The organism is Allobosea sp. GW822-FHT03F07, assembly GCF_058801345.1.
Genome location: NZ_JBXAND010000007.1, coordinates 130,175 through 152,189 on the forward strand (window position 1 = coordinate 130,175; position 22,015 = coordinate 152,189).

23 protein-coding genes and 1 riboswitch are annotated in these 22,015 nt (G+C 69.7%); of the genes, 16 read left to right on the forward strand and 7 right to left on the reverse strand.

Annotation, left to right across the window (positions count from 1 at the left end):
* Nucleotides 1–117 precede the first annotated feature (117 nt).
* On the forward strand, nucleotides 118–639 hold the full coding sequence (locus AC1RMY_RS19735; RefSeq protein ID WP_492867393.1) for a hypothetical protein: 522 nt from the start codon (nucleotides 118–120) through the stop codon (nucleotides 637–639).
* Between the two features lie 105 nt (nucleotides 640–744).
* Here the strand turns inward: AC1RMY_RS19735 and AC1RMY_RS19740 are convergent, their stop codons facing one another.
* Together AC1RMY_RS19740 and cobD are read right to left on the reverse strand one after the other, a co-directional pair.
* Nucleotides 745–1,716: a D-2-hydroxyacid dehydrogenase gene (locus tag AC1RMY_RS19740; RefSeq protein WP_492867395.1), complete on the reverse strand. Its 972-nt coding sequence runs from the start codon at nucleotides 1,714–1,716 to the stop codon at nucleotides 745–747.
* Nucleotides 1,717–1,831: 115 nt separating this feature from the next.
* On the reverse strand, nucleotides 1,832–2,854 hold the full coding sequence (gene cobD / locus AC1RMY_RS19745; protein WP_492867397.1) for a threonine-phosphate decarboxylase CobD: 1,023 nt from the start codon (nucleotides 2,852–2,854) through the stop codon (nucleotides 1,832–1,834).
* Nucleotides 2,855–2,898: 44 nt separating this feature from the next.
* Here cobD and cbiB point away from each other — a divergent pair, with 44 nt between their 5' ends.
* Nucleotides 2,899–3,885, forward strand: coding sequence for an adenosylcobinamide-phosphate synthase CbiB (gene cbiB, locus AC1RMY_RS19750; protein ID WP_492867399.1), 987 nt, complete (start codon nucleotides 2,899–2,901; stop codon nucleotides 3,883–3,885).
* Nucleotides 3,886–4,068: 183 nt separating this feature from the next.
* Here the strand turns inward: cbiB and cobO are convergent, their stop codons facing one another.
* Both cobO and cobU read right to left on the reverse strand, forming a co-directional pair.
* A complete protein-coding gene (gene cobO, locus AC1RMY_RS19755; RefSeq protein WP_492867401.1) occupies nucleotides 4,069–4,680 on the reverse strand; it encodes a cob(I)yrinic acid a,c-diamide adenosyltransferase in 612 nt (203 codons plus the stop codon).
* Nucleotides 4,681–4,714: 34 nt separating this feature from the next.
* Complete coding sequence (gene cobU / locus AC1RMY_RS19760) at nucleotides 4,715–5,236, reverse strand: bifunctional adenosylcobinamide kinase/adenosylcobinamide-phosphate guanylyltransferase (protein WP_492867402.1); 522 nt, start codon at nucleotides 5,234–5,236, stop codon at nucleotides 4,715–4,717.
* Between the two features lie 175 nt (nucleotides 5,237–5,411).
* Nucleotides 5,412–5,597, forward strand: a riboswitch (cobalamin riboswitch).
* Nucleotides 5,598–5,635: 38 nt separating this feature from the next.
* On the opposite strand from cobU, the gene AC1RMY_RS19765 reads away from it, so the two are divergent.
* From AC1RMY_RS19765 to cobJ, 9 genes are all read left to right on the forward strand, one after another.
* Nucleotides 5,636–5,812, forward strand: a complete 177-nt coding sequence (locus tag AC1RMY_RS19765; RefSeq protein ID WP_492867404.1) for a CbtB domain-containing protein — start codon at nucleotides 5,636–5,638, stop codon at nucleotides 5,810–5,812.
* 12 nt (nucleotides 5,813–5,824) lie between these two features.
* Nucleotides 5,825–6,574, forward strand: a complete 750-nt coding sequence (locus tag AC1RMY_RS19770) for a CbtA family protein (RefSeq protein WP_492867405.1) — start codon at nucleotides 5,825–5,827, stop codon at nucleotides 6,572–6,574.
* The gene (locus tag AC1RMY_RS19775) at nucleotides 6,571–6,996 is read left to right on the forward strand and encodes a DUF1636 family protein (RefSeq protein ID WP_492867406.1); all 426 of its coding nucleotides are present in this window, start codon (nucleotides 6,571–6,573) and stop codon (nucleotides 6,994–6,996) included. Before AC1RMY_RS19770 ends, AC1RMY_RS19775 begins: the two co-directional genes overlap by 4 nt.
* Complete coding sequence (cobW, locus tag AC1RMY_RS19780; RefSeq protein WP_492867408.1) at nucleotides 6,993–8,048, forward strand: cobalamin biosynthesis protein CobW; 1,056 nt, start codon at nucleotides 6,993–6,995, stop codon at nucleotides 8,046–8,048. The genes AC1RMY_RS19775 and cobW overlap by 4 nt, the downstream gene beginning before the upstream one ends.
* A gap of 173 nt (nucleotides 8,049–8,221) precedes the next feature.
* Complete coding sequence (gene cobN / locus AC1RMY_RS19785) at nucleotides 8,222–11,803, forward strand: cobaltochelatase subunit CobN (protein WP_492867409.1); 3,582 nt, start codon at nucleotides 8,222–8,224, stop codon at nucleotides 11,801–11,803.
* Nucleotides 11,800–13,089 (forward strand): precorrin-3B synthase, encoded by a 1,290-nt coding sequence (gene cobG, locus AC1RMY_RS19790; protein ID WP_492867410.1) that lies wholly within the window; start codon nucleotides 11,800–11,802, stop codon nucleotides 13,087–13,089. Before cobN ends, cobG begins: the two co-directional genes overlap by 4 nt.
* Complete coding sequence (locus tag AC1RMY_RS19795) at nucleotides 13,086–13,718, forward strand: precorrin-8X methylmutase (RefSeq protein ID WP_492867411.1); 633 nt, start codon at nucleotides 13,086–13,088, stop codon at nucleotides 13,716–13,718. The genes cobG and AC1RMY_RS19795 overlap by 4 nt, the downstream gene beginning before the upstream one ends.
* Nucleotides 13,651–14,472 (forward strand): precorrin-2 C(20)-methyltransferase, encoded by an 822-nt coding sequence (locus AC1RMY_RS19800; protein WP_492867412.1) that lies wholly within the window; start codon nucleotides 13,651–13,653, stop codon nucleotides 14,470–14,472. The genes AC1RMY_RS19795 and AC1RMY_RS19800 overlap by 68 nt, the downstream gene beginning before the upstream one ends.
* Nucleotides 14,469–15,263 (forward strand): precorrin-3B C(17)-methyltransferase, encoded by a 795-nt coding sequence (gene cobJ, locus AC1RMY_RS19805; protein WP_492867414.1) that lies wholly within the window; start codon nucleotides 14,469–14,471, stop codon nucleotides 15,261–15,263. The genes AC1RMY_RS19800 and cobJ overlap by 4 nt, the downstream gene beginning before the upstream one ends.
* Here cobJ and AC1RMY_RS19810 read toward each other — a convergent pair.
* A complete protein-coding gene (locus AC1RMY_RS19810; RefSeq protein WP_492867416.1) occupies nucleotides 15,206–15,970 on the reverse strand; it encodes a cobalt-precorrin-6A reductase in 765 nt (254 codons plus the stop codon). The genes cobJ and AC1RMY_RS19810 overlap by 58 nt on opposite strands.
* A 10-nt stretch (nucleotides 15,971–15,980) precedes the next feature.
* Here AC1RMY_RS19810 and cbiE point away from each other — a divergent pair, with 10 nt between their 5' ends.
* The 5 genes from cbiE (at nucleotide 15,981) to bluB (ending at nucleotide 20,489) form a co-directional block, all read left to right on the forward strand.
* Nucleotides 15,981–17,237, forward strand: a complete 1,257-nt coding sequence (gene cbiE, locus AC1RMY_RS19815) for a precorrin-6y C5,15-methyltransferase (decarboxylating) subunit CbiE (RefSeq protein ID WP_492867547.1) — start codon at nucleotides 15,981–15,983, stop codon at nucleotides 17,235–17,237.
* A 151-nt stretch (nucleotides 17,238–17,388) separates the two neighbouring features.
* Nucleotides 17,389–17,778 (forward strand): cobalamin biosynthesis protein, encoded by a 390-nt coding sequence (locus tag AC1RMY_RS19820; RefSeq protein WP_492867418.1) that lies wholly within the window; start codon nucleotides 17,389–17,391, stop codon nucleotides 17,776–17,778.
* A 10-nt stretch (nucleotides 17,779–17,788) separates the two neighbouring features.
* Entirely contained in the window at nucleotides 17,789–18,553 is a 765-nt protein-coding gene (cobM, locus tag AC1RMY_RS19825) for a precorrin-4 C(11)-methyltransferase (RefSeq protein WP_492867420.1), read from the forward strand.
* A complete protein-coding gene (locus AC1RMY_RS19830) occupies nucleotides 18,550–19,869 on the forward strand; it encodes a cobyrinic acid a,c-diamide synthase CobB (RefSeq protein ID WP_492867421.1) in 1,320 nt (439 codons plus the stop codon). The genes cobM and AC1RMY_RS19830 overlap by 4 nt, the downstream gene beginning before the upstream one ends.
* Complete coding sequence (gene bluB / locus AC1RMY_RS19835; protein ID WP_492867423.1) at nucleotides 19,866–20,489, forward strand: 5,6-dimethylbenzimidazole synthase; 624 nt, start codon at nucleotides 19,866–19,868, stop codon at nucleotides 20,487–20,489. Before AC1RMY_RS19830 ends, bluB begins: the two co-directional genes overlap by 4 nt.
* A gap of 97 nt (nucleotides 20,490–20,586) precedes the next feature.
* Here the strand turns inward: bluB and AC1RMY_RS19840 are convergent, their stop codons facing one another.
* Nucleotides 20,587–21,240: a 3-oxoacid CoA-transferase subunit B gene (locus AC1RMY_RS19840; protein ID WP_492867425.1), complete on the reverse strand. Its 654-nt coding sequence runs from the start codon at nucleotides 21,238–21,240 to the stop codon at nucleotides 20,587–20,589.
* A gap of 10 nt (nucleotides 21,241–21,250) precedes the next feature.
* The gene (locus tag AC1RMY_RS19845; protein WP_492867427.1) at nucleotides 21,251–21,955 is read right to left on the reverse strand and encodes a CoA transferase subunit A; all 705 of its coding nucleotides are present in this window, start codon (nucleotides 21,953–21,955) and stop codon (nucleotides 21,251–21,253) included.
* Nucleotides 21,956–22,015 lie beyond the last annotated feature (60 nt).

The window sequence follows — 22,015 nt, forward strand, 5'->3', positions numbered from 1 at the left end:
GGCGCCCCCTCTGCTGGTGGTGACGCATCGACGAGATCATCCTCCTCTCATCATCGGCGAAGTCAACGGCGAAAGGACAGGGTAGAGGTGGAGGAAACCGGACGGGACCCAAGAGCCATGCCGCAACCCTCGCAGCCCAACGGCGATCGAGGCTTCCTCGCCCGCATTCTCTTCGCGATCCTGCGCGGCGTTCTCACGGTGCTGATCGTCATCGACGAGATCGCGCGGCCGCTCTACCGGCCGCTGATCCGCTGGCTGTCGTCATTGCGCATCATCCAGCGCATCGAGATGGCGATCTCGCGGCTGCCGCGCCTCGCCATCCTGATCCTGCTCGCCATCCCCTTCGCCATCGCCGAGCCCTTGAAGCTGCTCGGCCTGTGGATGATGGCCGATGGCCGGGCCCGGACCGGGCTCGTCGTCTTCGCCTTCGCCCATCTGGTCAGCTTCCTGCTGGTCGAGCGCATCTACCATGCCGGCCGCGACAAGCTCCTGACCTATGGCTGGCTCGCCTGGGGCATGGGCTTGCTGGACCGGCTGCGGCGCCGGGCGCTGGACTGGGTCAGGACCAGCGCGGCCTATGCCTTCGCGCTGCGCAGCCGGGACGCGGCGCGGCAATGGTGGCGCTCGCTGCGGGCTTGACGGCGAGAGGAATCAAGCCTGGCACGGAAACGCGTCGTCATCCCGGACGAGCCGCGTAGCGGCGCTGCTCCGGGATGACGGTGCGTCTCGGGTCGACCGTGGAGCCTAAACGACCTGATTGCGCAGGGCATTCTCGCCACGTCCCAATCGGCCGAGATTCTCGACCAGCAGATCGACGACATTGGTCTCGTAGGCTCGCGTCTCGCCGGCGCTGTGCGGGGTGACGATGACCTGCGGCATCGCCCAGAGCGGCGAGCCCGCGGGCATCGGCTCCTCATGGAAGGTGTCGAGCCCGGCGCCGGCGATCCGGCCCTCGCTCAGGGCCGCGATCAAGGCCTGCTCATCGACGACCTTGCCGCGCGCGACATTGATCAGCAGCGCCGTCGGCTTCATCGCGGCGAGCGCCTTGGCGTCGATCAGGTTCTCGGTCTCCGGCGTCAGCGGGCAGGTCAGTGCGACGATGTCGGCCTGCGCCATGACCTCGTGCAACTGGTCGGGCCGCACGATCGCATCGATGCCGGGTTGCGGCTCGGGGCTGCGGCGCACGCCGATGACGCGCAGATCGAAAGCGGCGGCGAGCTTGGCCAAACGCAGGCCGATGCGGCCGAGGCCGACGATGACCAGCGTCTTGCCAGCGAGTTCGTCCTCGCGCCTTGCGCGGTTGCCGATCATCGGGCGCCAGCTCTTCGCCGTCTGGTTGTCGCGGGCGAGGTGGATCTGGCGGGTGAGGCCGAGGATCAGAGCCATGGCGTGCTCGGAGACGGCGCGCTCATTGGCGCCCTGCGCGCTGGCGAGTCGGATGCCGGCCGCGGCGAAGGCCGCCTTGTCGTACTGATCCGTGCCGGCGCTGACCGACTGGACGAAGCGCAGCTTCGGGCTCGATGCGATCAGTTCGTTACGCCAGAGACCGGAGACCACCACCACATCGGCCTCATGGGCGCGGGCCTTGAACTCGTCGAGCGAGCGGACCTCGAAGCTCTTCGCTCCATGTCCCCGCGTCGCAAACTCGGCCTGCAACTGATAGGCGGCATGGGCGAAGCAGATGGTCAGATCGCCTTCCGGCGGCAATGCGGGCATGTCTGTCATTCCCCTTCAGGCAAGGCTCGTTCTATCTCGATTGGTCTCAGGTTAGCGGGCGGCGCCAGAGCTGTCCCGGCATCGCGCGCATGCGGGACCGGCGCGCATGCAAGACTTACGCACTCCGCCAAGGCAAGGCGGCCGACGACAGCGCCGCCTCGAGCCGCTGCCATGCAGCCGCATCGCCTGGCAGCCCGAAGCGCAGCCATGTCGCCTCGTTCCGGAAACGCCGGACATAGATGCCGTGGTGGCCGAGATGGGCGAAGAGTGCCTCTGCGTCGGGCGTGGCGAGCAGGCGAAACAGCGCGGTGCCGCCAACGACCCGGCCGAGCGGCGACAGCAGGGCATCGAGCCGGGCCGCGTCGGCGGCGCGGGCCGCGCCCGCCGCTGCCAGCCATTCGGCATCGGCCAGCGCCTGCGCCCCGATGGCCAGCGCCGGGCCGGCCACGGCCCAGGGGCCCATCGCAGCCTGCAAGGCAGCGATGGGAACAGCCTCGCCGATGGCGAAGCCGAGCCTGAGACCCGCCAGCCCATAGGTCTTGCCGAAGGAACGCAGCACGATCGTCGCAGGCGGCAAGACCGGAAGCAGGCTCGATTCCGGCGTGAAATCGGCGAAGGCCTCGTCGAGGATCAGCATGCCGCCGCGGGCAGCGCAGCGCGCGGCGAGCACGGTGAGATCGGCTGCCGGAAGGCTGCGGCCGTCGGGGTTGTTCGGGTTGACGACCACGATGCTCGCAGCATCCGCCGCTTCGGCGGGCGAGGCCGCCTCCGTGACATCCGCTCCTGCCTTCCGCCAGGCGAGCGCATGCTCGGCATAGGTCGGCCCGAGCACCGCGACGCGGCCGGCCGCGAGGATGGCCGGCAGCACGCGGGGCAGGAGGTCGATCAGGATCTGGGTGCCGGGCGCGGCGACGATTCCCGCCTCGGGCGGCACGCGATAGGCGTTGCGGGCCGCAGCCAGCAGGGCCGCCTCGTCATCGGCGCCGGGCAGGCGCTGCCACAGGCTTAACGGCAGCTCCGGAAGCGGATAGGGGATGGGATTGATCCCGGTGGAGAGATCGATCCAGGGCAGCGGCGTATCCGGAAAGAGCGCCCTTGCCCTGGCGAGATCGCCGCCATGCCAGATGCCCTCAGTCACGCCCCGCCCCGCACGTTTCGCCCCGCCCGCACATCGCCCTGACCATGGCCCTGCCCGACACCTTGCTTCTGTTGCTGGCCGCGCTCGTCGTCGAGGCAGCGGTCGGCTATCCGCAGCGCTTGTATGCGCTGATCGGCCATCCCGTCACCTGGCTCGGCGCCCTGATTTCGTGGCTCGATCGCGCGCTGAATTCGGAAGCCGCGGGATTCGGCGCCCGCAAGGCGGCGGGGATCGCCGTACTCACCATCCTGCTCGCAGTGACGCTGGTCGCCGCGGTCGCCTTGACGTCGCTGTGCGGGATGCTTGGACCGCTCGGCCTGCTGCCACTCGCGCTGCTGTCTTCGACGCTTCTGGCGCAGCGCAGCCTGTTCGAGCATGTCGCGGCCGTCGCCGAAGGGCTGGAGAACGGGGGGCTCGCGGCAGGGCGCAAAGCCGTCTCGATGATCGTCGGGCGCAACCCCGAAAGCCTGGACGAAGCCGGCGTGTCGCGCGCCGCGATCGAGAGCCTGTCCGAGAATTTTTCCGACGGGGTGGTGGCGCCGGCGTTCTGGCTCGGCGTCGCCGGTTTGCCCGGCATCATCATCTACAAGGCGATCAACACAGCCGATTCGATGATCGGCCACAAGACGCCGCGCCACCTCGCCTTCGGCTGGGCCTCGGCGCGCCTCGACGATCTCGTCAACCTGCCGGCCTCGCGGCTGACCGCGCTGCTGCTGATCGCCGCCGCCGCGTTCGACCGCGAGGCCGATGCGGGCGCAGCCTGGCAGGCGGTGCGCCGCGACGCGGGCAAGCACAAATCGCCCAATGCCGGCTGGCCGGAGGCGGCGATGGCAGGCGCGCTCGGCCTGCGGTTGGCGGGGCCGCGGGTCTATGGCGAGGTCGTCGTCGAGGATGGCTGGATGGGCAATGGACGGGCCGAGGCCACGGCACCCGACATCCGGCGCGCACTGCGGCTGTACCGGCGGGCCTGCGGCCTGCTGTGGGGCCTGGCGGCGGCGGGCGTCGCTGCTGGAGTGATGCTCCAGGTATGATTTCAGTCTCTTAAACGTCCAACTCAAGCGCGTCGTCATTCCGGGCGCAGCGAAGCGCAGACCCGGGATCCACTCCGGAACGCTGCTTCTGAAAGGCTCAGGCATGGATCCCGGATCGGCGCCGCTGACGCGGCTTGTCCGGGATGACGGCGTGGGCACGATTAGCCGGACAACCAGCGCCCTTCAGAACTCGATCCCCTGCTGCGCCTTCACCCCCGCCGCGAAATGGTGCTTCACCAGCGTCATCTCCGTCACGAGGTCGGCAGCCTCGATCAGTTCCGGCTTGGCGTTGCGGCCGGTGACGACGATATGCAGGTCCGGACGGCGCGCCGCGAGCGTCGCCACGACCTCGGCCAACGGCAGGTAATCGTAGCGCAGCGCGATGTTGAGTTCATCGAGCACGATCAGGCGGATGCTCTCGTCCGCCATCAATTCCTTCGCCTTGTCGAAGGCGCGGGTCGCGGCGGCGATGTCGCGGGCCTTGTCCTGCGTCTCCCAGGTGAAGCCCTCGCCCATGCTGTGCCAGGAGACCTGGTCGCCGAAGGATTCCAGCGCCTTGCGCTCGCCGGTCTCCCAGGCGCCCTTGATGAACTGCACAACGCCGATGCGCCAGCCGTGGCCGAGCGCGCGCAGAGCCAGCCCGAAGGCCGCCGTCGACTTGCCCTTGCCCGGACCGCTGTTGACGATCAACAGGCCCTTCTCGAGCGTCTTGGAGGCGACCTCGGCGTCCTGCACCGCCTTGCGCTTTTCCATCTTCGCCTTGTGGCGGGCGGCCTCGTCCGGAGTGCTGGTCATACTCGATCTCGCTTCAGGCCTTCATTTCCGGTCTTCACTTCACTTGCATCGGCAGGCCGGCGACCATGAAGACCACGCGGCCGGCACGGGCGGCAATGGCCTGATGCAGGCGGCCGGCCTCGTCACGGAAGCGCCGCGCCAGCGCGTTGTCGGGGACGATGCCGAGGCCGACCTCGTTGGAGACCAGCACGATGGGCCCCGACGCCTGCTCGCAGGCCTCGATCAGGGCGGCGCCCGCCGCAGCCGTATCGCGCTCCGCAAGGATCAGATTGGTCAGCCAGAGCGTCAGGCAGTCGACGAGGATCGGGCGGCCCGGCGGAACACTGCGAATCGCTTCGGGCAGGTCCAGCGGCGCGTCCCACGTAATCCAATTGGCCGGCCGGCGCGCCCGGTGCTCGGCGATCCTTGCGACCATCTCGTCATCCCAGGCCTGCGCCGTCGCGACATAGGTCCAGGGCGGCGGCAGCGCCTCGATCAGCCCCTCGGCATGGCGGCTCTTGCCGGATCGCGCGCCGCCGAGGACCAGGGTGAGGTGGGGAATCGACGATGCCTGCATCGCGACGAATATCTCCGCGTCAGCCCGGCCGGAGCGAAGCGTAGAGCCGGGATCCATGCCTGAGCCTCTGTCGGAAAGGTTCCGGAATGGATCCCGGGTCTCCCTGCGGTCGCCCGGGATGACCCGCGACGACGTTTCGAAGCACGCACTGCATTGCACAGCGCCGCCCGGATGGCTAATGATCTCAGCCGACGGTGCCTCCGCGAGGAGGTGAAAAGGGAACGCGGTGAAAATCCGCGGCTGCCCCCGCAACTGTAAGCGGCGAGTTCTGCGCCATCGGCCACTGGGAGCGATCCCGGGAAGGCGGCGCAGGATGCCTAGACCCGCGAGCCAGGAGACCTGCCGTCGTCCGATCCGCACTTCCAACAGGCCGCCGGCGGGGCGGCCAGGAGACACATGATGACGACGACCTCCGTTTCCAATCAGCAGGCCAGCGTCTCCGAACGCGCCAAGGCCGTCGCTGCCGCGCTCGCGCTGGGCTTCGTTCTGATCTACACGGTGGGCTTTGCCGCCTCGGCCAGTGTGCACAACGCGGCTCACGATACGCGCCACGGCCTCGCTTTTCCCTGCCACTGAGGGAAACAGCACATGGTCAATCGGGTTCTCACGGTCAGTCTTCTGGCCGGGCTTCTGGCTGGGCTCGTCATCGCCGCGCTCCAGCATGTCACCACCACCCCGCTGATCCTCAAGGCCGAGACCTATGAGGCGGCGCTGCGCGCCGTCGCGCCCTCGCAGGCCGCCTTCTCCGGTGAAGCGAAGGTCTTTGGAGAAGCGAAGATCTTGCTCGCCCATGGCGGCGAGGCTCACGCCGACCACGCCGAATGGAAGCCTCAGGACGGCCTCCAGCGCACATTCTTCACCTCGCTCGTGACGATCGCGACCGCGATCGGCTTCGCGGCGCTGCTGCTCGCCGGCATGATCGCCGCCAACGAGACCATCGACGAGAAGCGGGCGCTGAGCTGGGCTGCCTGCGGCTTCCTCGCCTTCGGCCTCGTGCCGGCGACCGGGCTCGCGCCCGAATTGCCCGGCGCCGCATCGGCTGCGCTCGAACAGCGCCAGCTCTGGTGGCTCGTCACCGCGCTCGTCACGGCCGGCGGGCTCTTCGTCTTCCTGCGGATGGAGGCGCCCTGGCTGCGGGCACTGGCGGTGCTCGCGATGCTCGTGCCGCATATCGTCGGCGCGCCGCATCCGGCAGCGCCGGAGAGCAAGGTCCCGGCCGAGGTCGCCGCCCATTTCGCCGCGCTTTCGCTCGCGATCCAGGCGGCGCTCTGGCACGCGACCGGCTTTGCCGTGGGCAGGCTCTGGCCCTGGTTCACGCGCCGCGCGGAAACGCGGTGAGCGTGGACGGGAACACCGGCATCATGTCCGAAGGTGATCTCACCATCCATGTCTGCACGGCCTGCAGGCGCATCCGCGAGGATCTGCCGGATGGTTTCGACCAGCCGGGCAGCGCCCTCGCGGAAGCGCTGTCGCAGCGCCTCGCCGGACAGGCGAACGGCATCACGGTCGTCACGGCCGACTGCCTCGCCGTCTGCAAGCGGCCCTGCACCATCGCGCTCACCGCCGACGGCAAGTGGACCTATCTGATCGGCGACCTCGACACCGACACCCATCTCGACGACATCGTCAGCGCGGCGGAAGCCTATGCCGCAAGCGCCAACGGCATCGTCCCCTGGAAAGAGCGCCCGCCCTGCTTCCGCAAGGGCGTGGTCGCACGCGTGCCGCCTTTGCCGGCGCGCCAGCTAAGGATGACATCATGAACGCCCCGCAGAACCCTTCCCTCGGAAAAATCCCCTGCACCATCGTCACCGGCTTCCTCGGCGCCGGAAAGACGACGCTGGTGCGGCACCTCCTCGAGAACGCGGAAGGAAAGAAGCTCGCCGTGCTCGTCAACGAATTCGGTGATCTCGGCTTCGACGGCGAATTCCTCAAGGGCTGCGGCATTTCCGGCTGCACCGAGGAGGACGTGGTCGAGCTGCCGAATGGCTGCATCTGCTGCACGGTCGCCGACGATTTCGTGCCCGCGCTGGAAAAGCTCCTGAACCGGGCCGATCCGCCCGAGCACATCCTGATCGAGACCTCCGGGCTGGCGCTGCCGAAGCCGCTGGTCCAGGCCTTCAACTGGCCGGCGATCCGCGCTCGCGTCACCGTGGACGGCGTGATCGCCGTGGTCGACGGGCCGGCTGTCGCCGAGGGCCAGTTCGCGGATGATCCCGAGGCGCTCGCGGCGCAGAAGGCGGCCGATCCTAACGTCGACCACGACAACCCGCTAGAGGAGGTGTTCGAGGACCAGATCCTCTGCGCCGACCTCATCCTGCTCAACAAGAGCGATCTGATCGACGAGGCCGGGCGGGCGCGCGTCAGAGCCGAGATCGCCGAGCATCTGCCCAAGGCGATCAAGATCGTCGAGACCAGCCATGGCAAGGTCGAGCCGGCCCTGATCGTGGGCCTGGGCGCCGCCGCCGAGGCCGACCTCGCGGCGCGGCCATCGCATCACGGCGAGGGCGAGCACGATCACGACCATGACGATTTCGACTCGGTCGCGCTGCCGCTGCCGGCCGGCCTGTCGCCGGAAGAGCTGTCCGGCCGCGTCGCCAAGGCCGCCGAGGCCGAGGGCGTGCTGCGGCTGAAGGGTTTCGCTAGCGTTCCCGGCAAGCCGATGCGGCTCGTCGTGCAGGGCGTCGGCCGGCGCGTCGGCCATCATTTCGACCGGGCCTGGGGCGAGAACGAAGCGCGCGACGGGCGCCTCACCGTGATCGGGCTCAAGGGCTTCGACGTGAGCGCCGTGGAGGCCGCGCTGGCGGGCGCCTGAGGCGGGCTGCTTACATTTCGGAACCACTCCGTCATCCCGGGCCTGCCCCGGGATCCATCGGAGGGCTCCGGAGCCTTGGATTCCGGAGCGGTGCCGCTTCGCGGCTTGTCCGGAATGACGGCGCCTCTTTTCAAGGAAGCACGCTTCACGGCGGTGCGTATTGAAGGAACGGCATGCATCTGCTCCCGACCAGCGAGATCAGGCTCGACGACGGCGAGGACGCCGTCGATCTTGGCTTGGCCGCGGGCGACGTGCTGGTGCTGTCCTATGCCGACAGCGATCTCTCGGCGCTGGCGGCGGCTACCGGCACCGAGCTCTCCCTCCGCCTCGCCTCGCTGCGGCGGCTGCGCCATCCGCTTTCGGTCGACCTGCTGATCGAGAAGACGGTCGCGAGCTGCCGTTTCGTGCTGGTGCGCTGCCTCGGCGGCCTGGATTACTGGCGCTATGGCATCGAGCAGCTCAGCGAGGCCTGCCGCGAGCGGGGCATCGCGCTTGCGGTGCTGCCCGGGGACGACAGGGCCGATGATCGGCTCGTGGAATATGGGACGGTCGAGGCCGGCTTTGCGACAGAGCTGCTCGGCTATTTCCATGCCGGCGGCGGGACCGAGAACATGCGGCGGCTGCTCGCCTGCATCGAGGCCAGTCTCGACGGTCACGGCGCCCCCTCATCCGACCCTTCGGGCCACCTTCTCCCGCGAGGGGAGAAGGGCGAGACGGCAGCCGGGCTTCCCTTCCCCCCTCGCGGGAGAAGGTGGCAGCGCGAAGCGCTGACGGATGAGGGGGCGCCGTGCGCGACCCTACTTTCATCGCCGCCGCTCGAGCTTCCACCCTTGTTCGCATTAGCCCCGGACGCGACCCCGCTTCCCTGGCGCGAGGCCCTCGCCGCACTCGCCGCCGACAAACCGCTCATCCCCATCCTCCTCTACCGCTCGGCGGTCAGCGCCGGCGATACGGCGATGGGCGAGGCGATCGCCGCCGCCCTCGCAGCGCGCGGCCATGCGCCGCTCATTCTCGCGCTGACCAGCCTGAAGGACCCGGCGGTGACCGCCGATCTCGCGGCGCTGATCGCGACGCGCAAGCCGGCGCTGATCGTCACCACCACCGCCTTCTCGGCGCGCGAAGGCGCGGATTTCGTGCTCGACGCCGCCGACTGCCCGGTGTTGCAGGCGATGCCGGTCGGCAGCGCTCGCGAGGCCTGGGCTGCCTCGCCGCGCGGGCTCTCGGCCGCCGACCTTGCCATGCAGGTCGCGCTGCCGGAATTCGACGGCCGGCTCGGAGCCATCCCCGTCGCCTTCAAGGCGGAGATCACCGACGCAGCGACCGGGCTCTCGATCCGCCGACTCGTGCCGGACGCGGAGGGTGTCGCCGCGCTAGCCGATCTCGCCACGGGCTGGATTTCGCTCGCCGCAAAGCCTGTCGCCGAGCGGCGGCTGGCGCTGGTGATGTCGGACTATCCCGCGCGTGGAGGCCGAGCGGGATTTGCCGTCGGCCTCGACACGCCGGCGAGCGTCGCGGCGATCCGGGCACTGCTGGAGGAGGCAGGGTATGAGGTCGGACCATTGCCCTCGCCGGTCATCCCGGGCGACCGAAGGGAGACCCGATATCCATTCCGGAACGGATCCGATGAAGGTTCAGCCATGGATTCCGGATCGGCGCCGCTGACGCGGATTGTCCGGAATGACGGCGAGAATTTGATCGACGACACAGTGCTCATGGAGTGCCTGACCAGCGGCCCAGCCGGGTTCGCGCTCTCGCTCGACACCTACCGAGCCTGGCTAACAACTATCCCCGCCGAAGCCCGCGAGGCTCTGCTCGCCGTCCATGGCTCGCCCGAAAACGACCTCGCCTGCAGCGACGGCGCCTTCCGCTTCCGCACCATTCGCGATGGGAATCTCACCATCGCCCTGCAGCCGCCGCGCGATGCGACGCCGGATCGCAAGGCGCGCTATCACGATCCCGATGTGCCGCCCGGACATGGCTATCTCGCTTTCTACCTGGCGCTGCGCGAGACGGCCGGTATCGACGTCCTGATCCATCTCGGCACGCATGGCACGACCGAATGGCTGCCGGGCAAGGCTGTGGCGCTGTCCTCCGCCTGCTGGCCGCGCCTCGTCACGCAGGGGCTGCCGGTGATCTACCCCTATGTCGTCGACGATCCCGGCGAGGCGGCTCCCGCCAAGCGCCGGCTAGCGGCAATCACGCTCGGCCATCTGCCACCGCCGCTGGCGGAGATCGAAGGCGCGGGCGAGGCCGCCCTGCTGCGCGACCTCGTCGAGGAATTCTCGCAGGCGCAGGTGCTCGACCCGCGCCGGGCCGACATCGTCGCCAGCGAAATCCGCTCACGGGCCGAGGCGAGCGGGCTCGCGGCCTCCTGCGGCGTGACGCCGGATCTTTCGATGAGCGAGGCGCTGACACGGCTCGACGCCCATCTCTGCGACATCACGGAAATGCCTTTCCGCGACGGGCTGCACGTCTTCGGGCAATCGGATCCCGACCCCGCCTCGGCCCGAGCCGAGCGCGACGGCCTGCTGCGGGCGTTGAACGGGCGCTTCGTCGCTCCCGGCCCCGCCGGCTCGCCGCATCGCGGCCGGCCGGACGTCCTGCCGACCGGGCGCAATCTCTCGACGCTCGATCCGCGCGCCATCCCGACGCGGGCGGCGGCGCGGCTGGGGGCGCTAGCGGCAAGGGCTGTGATCGACCGGCACCTTCAGGACCATGGCGACTATCCGCGCCGCATCGTGATGGATCTCTGGGCCTCGCCGACCTTGCGTTCCGGCGGCGAGGACATCGCCCATGCACTGACGCTGATGGGCGCCCGGCCGCTCTGGGACGCTGCCTCGACGCGGATGACCGGGTTTGCGATCATTCCGCTGCCGAAGCTCGCCTGCGCGCGGGTCGACGTGACCATGCGCATATCCGGCGCCTTCCGCGACACCTTCCCGCAGCAGGTCGCGCTGCTCGATGGGGCTGCGCGCGCCGTTGCTGCGCTCGACGAGCCCGACGAATGGAACGAACCGGCTGCCGCGCGACGGCGCGGCCAGGCGGGGCCGCGCGTCTATGGCGCCGCGCCCGGGCGCTATGGCGCGGTGATGGCCGACTGGGCGCTCGACGGCGGGTGGACGAGCCGGGCCGAACTCGGCGCCGCCTATCTCGGCGCCTCCGACCATGCCTATGGCGGGCCGGAGGGGACAGGCAGCCTCGACGCCGGCTTCGCCGACAGGATCAGGTCGGCCGATGCCTTCATCCATGTCAGCGACACGGCCGGGCGCGACATCCTCGAGGCGTCGAGCGCGGCCGACGTCATCGGCGGGCTGGCGGCGGCGGCGAAGTCGCTCGGCGTCGAGCCCGCCCTCTACAGCCTCGACAGCTCCAATCCCGAAGCGCCCAAGGCGCGGACCCTCGCGGAGGACATCGCCCGCATCGTCCATGGCCGGCTGACGCATCCGCGCTGGATTTCCTCCCATCTCGCCCATGGCTGGCGGGGCGCGGCCGAGCTGGCCGAGGCCCTCGACACGCTCTTCGTCTTCGCGGCGAGCACGGATGCGGTTTCGGACGGCCTGCTCGACGCGGTGTTTCAGGCCTGGTGCGCCGATACGACCGTCTGGAGCGCGATCGAGGCCGCCAATGCGCCGGCCGCCGCATCGATCCGCTCCCGGCTGGCGGAAGCGGCGCGGCGGGGCCTGTGGACCAGCCGTCGCAATTCGGTCGGGGCTTTCCTCGCCGGTGCACCTGCTGCGCGTGAGGCGGCCGAATGAACGCGCCGTCAAAGGACGAGCTGCGGCGCGGCTGGTGCCCGAGCACGCTGCGGCCAATGGAGACCGGCGATGGCTGGCTGGTGCGGCTGCATCCGCCGGGCGCGAGGCTGACGCCGGCACAGCTCCAACGCATCGCCGCGCTGGCGCGCGAGCACGGCAACGGGCTGATCGAGATCTCGGCGCGGGGCAACATGCAGTTGCGCGGCGTGACGGCGGATAGTCATCCGCGGTTGGTCGCGACGCTGCTGGCCGAGCGCCTCGTCGACGAGCATGACGGCGACGGGCCGCAGCGGCTGACGCTGACCTCTCCGCTGGCGAGTGGCGCCGAAGCGCTGATCGACGCCCTCGCCCACGCCTCGGAGATCGAGACCCTTGCGCGGCACATCCCCAGCCTCCCCGCCAAATTCGCCATTGTCATCGATGATGGTGGAGCTTGCTCGCTCGATGCCCTCGCCGGCGATCTGCGCGTCGTCGGGACCGCACCGGGCATCGCCGTGATCGCTCTGGCGGATCGCATCTGGCTGGGGCCGGTGGCGGCCGAACGGATCGGAGAGGTCGCCGCAGGCGTGCTCCAGCGTTTTGCCGCGCATCGGGCGCAAGCGCCCGACCGCATCCGCCGGCTGCACGATCTCCCGCCGGATGTGCTCGCCGGGCTGAGCGACTTGCCTCAGGCACCATCGCCTGCGCCGCGCACCCACCCTCGCCGGGCCGGGCTGTTCGCGCTCGGCTCCGGGAGCTTCGCGGCGCTGGTTGGCCTGCCGTTCGGGCGCGCGGACGCCAAGACGCTGGACGGGCTCGGCACTGCCGCGGGGGCGCATGGCTGCACCGCGATGCGCCTATCACCCTGGCGCGGGATCGCCTTTCGCGGACTGGCCGAGGCGGGAGCGACCGCGCTGCTCAACGTCGCCAGCTCGCTCGGTCTGATCACTCGTGACGACGATCCGCGCCTGTCCGTCCAGGCCTGCGCCGGCGCGCCGGCCTGCCTGCGTGCGGAGACCCCGGCCATGGCGGATGCGGCGCGGCTGGCGGAAGCGATCGCGCCCCTGTTGGCCGACGGCCTGACGCTGCACGTCTCGGCTTGCGTCAAATCCTGCGCGCGGCCGGGCCCCTCCGACCTGACACTGGTCGGCCACGAGGGACGCTACGGCGTCGTCATCGGCGGCACGGCGCGGGACAGCGCCGTCGCCGAGCTTGACCTTTCCGGGATGATGGCGCGATTGCAGCCCGGACAGGAGATTCACGCCCGCCTGATCGCGGCGGGCCGGCTTTCAGGATCACGGGTTTGAAGACGGCTTACGACTACATCAAGGACGGGGCGGCGATCTATGAGCGCTCCTTCGCGATCATCCGGGCCGAGGCGGATCTCTCCCGCTTCTCGGGCCGGGCGGCGCATGTCGTGGTCAGGATGATCCATGCCTGCGGCATGACCGATCTTCCTCAGGACGTGGAAATGTCGCCCGATTTCGCGGGCGCCGCCGAGGCCGCGCTGAAGGGCGGAGCGCCAATCCTGTGCGACGCCAGGATGGTTTCGAACGGGGTGACACGGGCACGGCTGCCTGCCGGCAACGAGGTCCTCTGCACGCTCGACGATCCCCGCACGCCCGCGCTCGCGGCCGAGATGGGCACGACGCGCTCGGCCGCGGCGATGGAATTGTGGCGGCCGCATCTGGCGGGTGCACTCGTCGTGATCGGCAACGCGCCGACCTCGCTGTTCCGGCTGCTGGAAATGCTCGATGCCGGCGCGCCGAAGCCGGCCGCGGTAATCGGCATCCCCGTCGGCTTCGTCGGGGCGGCGGAATCGAAACAGGCGCTGGCGAGCGACGGGCGCGTGCCTTTCCTCGTGGTGCATGGCCGGCGCGGCGGCTCGGCGATGGCGGCAGCCGCCGTCAACGCGCTGGCGCAAGAGAAGGAATGAGCCGGTGAACAGCGAACCGGCAACCGCCAAGACCCTGCTGTTCGGCGTCGGCCTCGGCCCCGGCGACCCGGACTACATGACCGTGCGGGCCCGCGACCTGATCATGACCGCCGACCGGCTGGTCCATTTCTGCAAGCGCGGCCGGCGCGGCAATGCCCGCGTCACAGCCGACGCGATCGTGCCGCCCGATCCAGGCCGCGAGATCGAGCTCGCCTTCCCGGTGACGATCGAGGTGCCGGTCGAGGACGAGGGCTATAGCGGCCCGATCGCCGCCTTCTATGACGAATCCGCCGCGCGGCTCGCGGCCGAGATGGAGGCCGGACGGACGGTCGCCGTGCTCTGCGACGGCGACCCGTTCTTCTACGGCTCCTTCATGCATCTGTGGCGGAGGCTCAGCCCGCGCTTCCCGACCGAGGTGGTGCCGGGTGTTACGGGCATGGCCGGGGCCTGGACGCGCGCCGCCGCGCCGATCACCTGGGGCGACGACATCATGACCGTGCTGCCCGGCACCCTGCCCGAGGCCGAGCTGACGCGGCGCCTCGTCGACACCGACGCCGCCGTGATCATGAAGCTCGGCCGCAACCTGCCGAAAGTGCGCCGCGCGCTGCGGACGGCGGGGCTGATCCACCGGGCGATCTATGTCGAGCGCGCCACCATGGCCGAGCAGGTCGTGGCGAAGCTCAGCGACAAGGCCGATGACGAGGCACCGTATTTCTCGATGGTGCTGGTGCCCGGCGAGGGGCGGCGGCTGTGAGCGGCTCCCTCACCATCGTCGGCCTCGGCCCCGGCGAGGCGCATTGGCTGACGCCGGCGGCGCAGGCCGCGCTCGATGCCGCCAGCGACCTCGTCGGCTACGGCCCCTATCTCGACCGCATTCCGGCCCGCGAGGGCCGGACGAAGCACGCCTCGGACAACCGCGTCGAGATCGACCGCGCCGGCCATGCGCTGCGGCTGGCGGCCGAGGGCAGACAGGTCGCCGTGGTCTCCGGCGGCGACCCCGGCGTCTTCGCCATGGCGGCAGCCGTGTTCGAGGCACTGGAAGCCGGCGATCCGGCCTGGCTTTCGCTGCCGATCACGGTCGAGCCCGGCATCACCGCGATGCTGGCCTCTGCAGCGAAAGCCGGCGCACCGCTCGGCGGGGATTTCTGCGCGATCTCGCTCTCTGACAATCTCAAGCCCTGGGAGGTCGTCACCCAGCGGTTGGAGGCGGTGCTGCGCGCCGATTTCGTGATCTGCCTGTACAATCCGATCTCGAAGGCCCGGCCCTGGCAGCTTGGCGCTGCGCTGGAACTGGCGGCCCGGCATCGCGATCCTGATACGCCGGTGATCTTCGCGCGGGCCGTTGGGCGCGCGGATGAGAGCCTGCGCATCCTGACCTTGTCGGAGGCGGTCGCTGCGGCGGCGAGCGCCGACATGGCGACGCTGGTGACGATCGGCGCATCGGGCACGCGGCTGATCGTGCGCCCGGACGGAGCAGCGCCTTACGTCTATACGCCGCGCTCGGTGACGAAGAGCCCCTGCGCCACCAGCCAGGGCAGGACCTGATCGACATGGGCGACGGTCTCGACATCGGGCTTGGGCGGGCGCTCTACCATGACCACCGGCAGGCCGAGACGGCGCGCCGCAATGAGCTTGCCGGCTGTGGCGTCGCCGCCGGAATTCTTGCTGACGAGAATGTCGATGCCCTCGCGGCGCATCAGCGCCTCCTCGTCATCGGCCATGAAAGGCCCGCGCTGCAGGATCACCGTGACATGCGGCACGGGCAGGCGGTCGCCGATCGGCTCGATGGCGCGAACGAGGTAGTGATGCTGCGGCGCATCGGCGAATTCCGGCAGGTCGAGCCGGCCGATGGTGAGGAAAACGCGTCGCGGCACGCGCCCGAGCGCCGCGACGGCGGCCTCGATGTCGGGCACGCTCTTCCACTTGTCGCCGGGCTGCGGACGCCAGGACTCGCGGCGGATGGCGAGCAGCGGCACGCCTTCCGCCTTGCAGGCATGCTCGGCATTGAAGGGCATGATCGCCGCGAAAGGATGCGTCGCGTCGATGACGGCGATGATGCCTTCCTCGCGCAGATACTGCCTGAGGCCTTCGATGCCACCGAAGCCGCCGACGCGAACCGGCAGGTTAGACGGACGGGGATCGACTGTATGGCCGGCAAGCGAGATGATGGCGCGAATATCGGGAGCCTGCTCAGCCAGGTGCTGATCAAGCGCCGCCGCTTCACTGGTTCCACCAAGGATGAGCACGGTCATGTCAGTAGTTATGCTTGAAAACGACGGGCTGTCGAGCGGTAGCGAAGCTGCGCCGTCCGGCGCGTACGCCCCCTGGCTCTCCCTGATCGGCCTCGGCGAGGATGGCCCCGCCGGCCTCTGCCCCGAGGCGAAGGCAGCACTCGAGCAAGCCGAGATCGTCTTCGGCGGCGAGCGCCACATCGCGCTGGTGGGAGCCGTTCCCGGCGAACTCCGGCCCTGGCCGCAGCCCTTCCGCAACGCCCTGCCGCAGATCCTCGCCGAGCGCGGCCGCAGGGTCTGCGTACTCGCGACCAGCGACCCGTTCCACTACGGAATCGGCAACAGCCTCGCCCGCGCCATTCCCGCGCAGGAGATGAAGATCATCCCGCAGCTCTCCTCCTTCTCGATGGCCTGCACGCGGATGCGCTGGCCGCAGGAGGAATGCGCGCTGGTCTCGCTGCATGGCCGCACGCTCTATCGGATCGTGCCGCATCTGCAGCCGGGCGCGCGCATCCTCGCCTTGTCCTGGGACGAGACGACGCCGCGGGCCGTGGCCGAACTGATGACGGCGCGCGGCCTCGGCGCCAGCCGCATCGTCGTGATGGAACAGCTCGCGGGACCGGATGAACGTGTCCGCGAGAGCCGCGCCGACGCCTTCGCCTTCGACGACGTCGTGCCGCTGAACCTCATCGCGGTCGAGGTGGCGGCCACCCGCGATTCCCGCATCATGCCGCTGGCGCCGGGCCTCGACGAGGAGTGGTTCGCCCATGACGGGCAGATCACCAAATCGGAAATCCGCGCGATCACGATTTCCGCGCTCGCCCCGCGTGGTGGCGAACTGCTCTGGGATGTCGGCGCGGGCTCGGGCTCGGTCGCGGTCGAATGGTGCCAGCGCCATGTCCGCAACCGCGCCGTCGCCTTCGAGGCCAAGCCCGAGCGGGCGCACCGGATCAGCAGGAACAAGGTCGAGCTCGGCGGCCTCTCGGTCGAGGTCGTCGGCGCGGCGCCGGAAGGCTTCACCGGGCGCCCTGCCCCGGATGCGGTCTTCATCGGCGGCGGGCTGACGGTGGACGGGCTGTTCGACGCCGCCTGGGCGGCGCTGAAGCCGGGCGGGCGGCTCGTCGCCAATGTCGTCACGATCGAGGGCGAGGCGAAGCTCGCCGCGCTGCATGCCGAGCATGGCGGCTCGCTCCGGCGCATCTCGATCGACCGGCTCGCCCCCGTCGGCGGCAAGCATGGCTGGCGCCCGGCGATGCCGGTGACGCAATGGCGGGTCGAGAAGCCTTGAACCCTTCTGCCATCCTGACCGTCATCCCGGACGAGCGGCGAAGCCGCGCCGCTCCGGGATCCATCGTAGAGCGCAGTTCCCTACGATGGATCCCGGAGCTCCGTTTCGCTGCATCCGGGATGACGGCGAGGGTGGGATTAGGGGATTTGCCATGACCGGCCGTCTCGTCGCCGGGCTGGGCCTGCGTCCCGGCACCAGCGAAGCGGACATCCTGGCCTGCCTCGATGAGGCGCTGGCGATCGCGGGGCTCACGGCTGAGATCACGCCGCGCATCGCGACGCTCGCGAGCCGGAGCGGCGAGCCCGGGCTCGCGGCCGCCGTCGCGAGCCGCCGCGCCGAGCTCGTCGCGGTGCCGGACGAGGCGCTGAAGGGATATGAGGCCGCCTGCGCCACGCGCTCGACCCGGATCGCCTCGCTCTACGGCGTCGGCTCGGTGGCGGAGGCGGCGGCGCTCGCGGCGGCCGGGCCGGGCGGGACACTGGTGCAGCCACGGATCGCGACGGCCCGCGTCACCTGCGCGCTGGCCAGAGCAACATCATGAAGTGCACGGCATGACGATCCACTTCATCGGCGCCGGTCCCGGCGCGCCCGACCTCATCACGCTGCGCGGGCGCGACCTCATCGCCGCTTGCCCCGTCTGCCTCTATGCAGGATCACTGATTCCGAAGGCGATGCTCGACTGGTGCCCGCCGGGTGCGCGGATCGTCGATACCGCCCCGCTCGATCTCGATGCCATCGTCGCCGAGATGCAGGCGGCCCATGAGGCCGGGCAGGCCGTGGCCCGGCTGCATTCCGGCGACCTCTCGATCTGGAGTGCCACGGGCGAGCAGATGCGCCGGCTCGATGCGCTCGGCATTCCCTACAGCGTCACGCCGGGCGTCCCGGCCTTCGCGGCCGCCGCCGCCACGCTGAAGCGCGAACTGACGCTGCCAGGCCTTGCGCAATCGCTCGTTCTGACCCGAACCTCGGGACGGGCCTCGGCCATGCCGGAGAAGGAAAGGCTCGCGACCTTCGCGGCCTCCGGCGCGACGCTCGCGGTTCATCTCTCGATCCATGTGATCGAGCAGGTCGTGGCGGAGCTGACGCCGTTCTATCGGGCGGATTGTCCGGTCGCCATCGTCTTCCGCGCCTCCTGGCCGGATGAGCGGGTGCTGCGCGGGACGCTCACGACCATCGCGGAGCAGGTTCGCGAATCCGGAGTGGAGCGAACGGCGCTGATCCTCGTCGGGCCTGCGCTGGCGGCCGAGGATTTCGGCGAAAGCGCGCTCTACTCCACCGGCTATGATCGCCGCTTCCGGCCGGGAGGCGGGGTATGACCGCGCGCGGACTCCTGATCGCGGCGCCACGTTCCGGCTCGGGCAAGACCACGATCACGCTCGGCCTGCAGCGCGCGCTGGCGCGGCGCGGCTTGACCGTGCGCGGGCTGAAATGCGGGCCGGACTATATCGACCCCGCCTTCCATGCCGCGGCGACGGGCGCCCCCAGCGCCAATCTCGATTCCTTCGCCATGCCCGACGCCCTGCTCGGGCAGATCGCGAGCGGTGCCGCTGAAGGCTCCGACATCGTCATCGCCGAAGGCTCGATGGGGCTATTCGATGCCGTGCCCGGCCCTGAAGGCCATACCGGCGCGAGCGCCGATATCGCGGCTCTGCTGGGCTGGCCGGTCGTGCTGGTGATCGACGTTTCCGGCCAGGCGCAATCGGCCGCCGCCATCGCGCTCGGCTGCATGCATTACGATCCGCGCATCCGCATCAGCGGCGTCATCCTCAACAAGGTCGCGAGCGAGCGCCACCGCCGGCTGGTGGTGCAGGGCATGGAGCGCATCGGCCTGGCCGTGCTCGGAGCCCTGCCCCGCGAAGCGAGCCTGATCCTGCCCGAGCGCCATCTCGGGCTGGTGCAGGCCGGCGAGACGGCGGACCTGCATGCGCGGCTCGACGCCCTCGCGGATGCGGTTTCGGCCGCCGTCGATCTCGATGCGGTGGTGGCCGTGGCCGGGCCGACCGTCCTGCCCGAAGGCGCGACATCCGTCACCCCGCTGCCCGCGCCGGGGCGGCGCATCGCCATCGCGCGCGATGGCGCCTTCAGCTTCGTCTATCCGCATGTCGAGGCCGGCTGGCGCGCCGCAGGCGCGGAGCTGGTGCCCTTCTCGCCCTTGGCCGACGAGCCTCCTCCGGACGATTGCGATACCTGCTGGCTGCCCGGCGGCTATCCGGAACTCCATGCCGCGCGGCTGGGGGCGGCGACGTGCTTCATGACGGGGCTACGCGCCTTCGCGGAGGAGCGGCCGGTCCATGGCGAGTGCGGCGGCTACATGGTGCTGGGAAAGACGCTGGTCGATGCCGACGGCGCCTCCCATGCCATGGCCGGGCTGCTCTCGGTCGAGACGAGCTTCGCCAAGCGGAAGATGAATCTCGGCTATCGCCGCGCTGTGCTGGAGGTCGACGGCCCGCTCGGCCAGACCGGTACCGCGCTGACGGGGCATGAGTTCCACTATGCGACGGTGGTCACCCAGGGCGAGGACCCGCCGCTGGCTGTTGTCACCGACCCGCACGGCTCGGCACCGGCTCCCGCCGGCAGCCGGCGCGGGCTGGTCACCGGCTCGTTCTTCCACGCGATCGCGGTGGCGGGGTGAGCGGTTCCCCTCCCCGTTTCAATGAGGCCTTCGCGGCGCAATTCGCGGAGCTTCTGGCCTGGCGGCGCGACGTCCGGCGCTTCAGGCGCGAGGCGTTGCCGGAGGGGCTGCTCCAGCACCTGCTGGCGCAGGCGGAGCTTTCGCCCTCGGTCGGACATTCCCAACCCTGGCGCTGGGTGCGCGTGACCGATGCGGCGCAACGCGAGGCGGCGCGGGAGAGCTTCCAGCGCTGCAATGCCGAGGCACTGGCTGCTTACGAGGGCGAGCGGGCGCGGCTCTATGCCAGCCTGAAACTCGAAGGGATGCGCGAGGCGCCCGAGCAGATCGCCGTGTTCTGCGACCATGGCACCGACCAGGGACATGGGCTCGGCCGCCGGACGATGCCGGAGATGCTGGATTATTCGGTCGTCGCCGCAATCACCCAGTTCTGGCTCGCGGCACGGGTCGCAGGGCTGGGCGTCGGCTGGGTCTCGATCCTCGAGCCGGAGGTCGTACGCGAGGCGCTTGGCGTGCCGCCGGAGTGGAAGCTGATCGCCTGGCTCTGCGTCGGCTGGCCGGAGGAAGAGAGCGACGTGCCGGAACTGGTGCGGGCAGGATGGGAGAAGGGACGGAGGGTTTAGACCAGCAAGCGCGGGGAACCCTCTCCTGTAGGGAGAGGGTTCCCCGCGCCTTCTCGTCGATAGATGCCCGGGTCGAGCCAGAGCATGACGCCGGCTCTTACACCGCCACCTTGAACTCGGCGTCGGTCTTCGCCTTGATCTCGTCAAGGGTGACGCCCTCTGCCAGTTCGATCAGGGTCAGGCCGCCGCCGTTCTCGTCGATTTTGAAGACGCCGAGATCGGTGATCACCATGTCGACGACACCGGCGCCGGTGAGAGGCAGGTCGCAGGCCTTGAGCAGCTTCGGCGATTCCGAGCCGTCCTTGTTCTTGGCGACATGCTCCATCACCACGACGACCTTCTTGACGCCGGCGACGAGGTCCATGGCGCCGCCCATGCCCTTCACCATCTTGCCGGGGATCATCCAGTTGGCGAGGTCGCCGTTCTGGGCCACCTGCATGGCGCCGAGGATGGAGAGGTCGATATGGCCGCCGCGGATCATGCCGAAGGAATCGGCCGAGGAGAAATAGCTCGTGGTCTTCAGCTCGGTGATGGTCTGCTTGCCGGCATTGATCAGGTCGGGATCCTCGTCGCCCTCGAAGGGAAACGGGCCCATGCCGAGCATGCCGTTCTCCGACTGGAGCTGAACGCTGACGCCATCGGGGATGTAATTGGAAACGAGCGTCGGGATGCCGATGCCGAGATTGACGTAGAAGCCGTCCTTCAGCTCCTTGGCGGCGCGGGCGGCGATCTGTTCACGGGTCCAGGGCATGTCGTTCTCCTCAGGCCGCGCGCTTGCGGACGGTGCGCTGCTCGATGCGCTTGACGCTCTGGGGCGTATGCACGATGCGCTTCACGAAGATGCCCGGCGTGTGCATGTGATCGGGGTCGATCTCGCCGGCCTCGACGAGGTTCTCGACCTGCGCGACGGTGAAGCGCGAGGCGCTCGCCATCATCGGATTGAAGTTGCGCGCCGTCTTCCGGTAGACGAGGTTGCCTTCGGTGTCGCCCTTCCAGGCATGGACCAGCGAGACATCGGCGAAGATGCCGCGCTCCATGATGTAGCGCTCGCCGTCGAATTCGCGCTCCTCCTTGCCCTCGGCGACCAGCGTGCCGACGCCGGTCTTGGTGAAGAAGGCCGGGATGCCGGCGCCGCCGGCGCGGATGCGTTCAGCCAGCGTGCCCTGCGGGGTGAATTCGAGCTCGAGCTTGCCGCTGAGATAGAGCTCGGCGAAGAGCTTGTTCTCGCCGACATAAGACGAGATCATCTTCCTGATCTGCCGCGTCTCGAGCAGGATACCGAGGCCGGCGCCATCGACGCCGGCATTGTTGGAGACGAAGGTCAGGTCCTTCGCACCGCTCTCGCGCACCGCCTCGATCAGGACGTCGGGAATGCCGCACAGGCCGAAGCCGCCGGCCATGATCGTCATGCCGTCCTTGATGGCGCCGGCGAGCGCCGCCTTGGCGTCAGGGAAAACCTTCTTCATCGCATCGCCTTTTGCCGAGAAATGATGTCGCCGAAGGGCGCGCTACAGAACTAGCCGAGC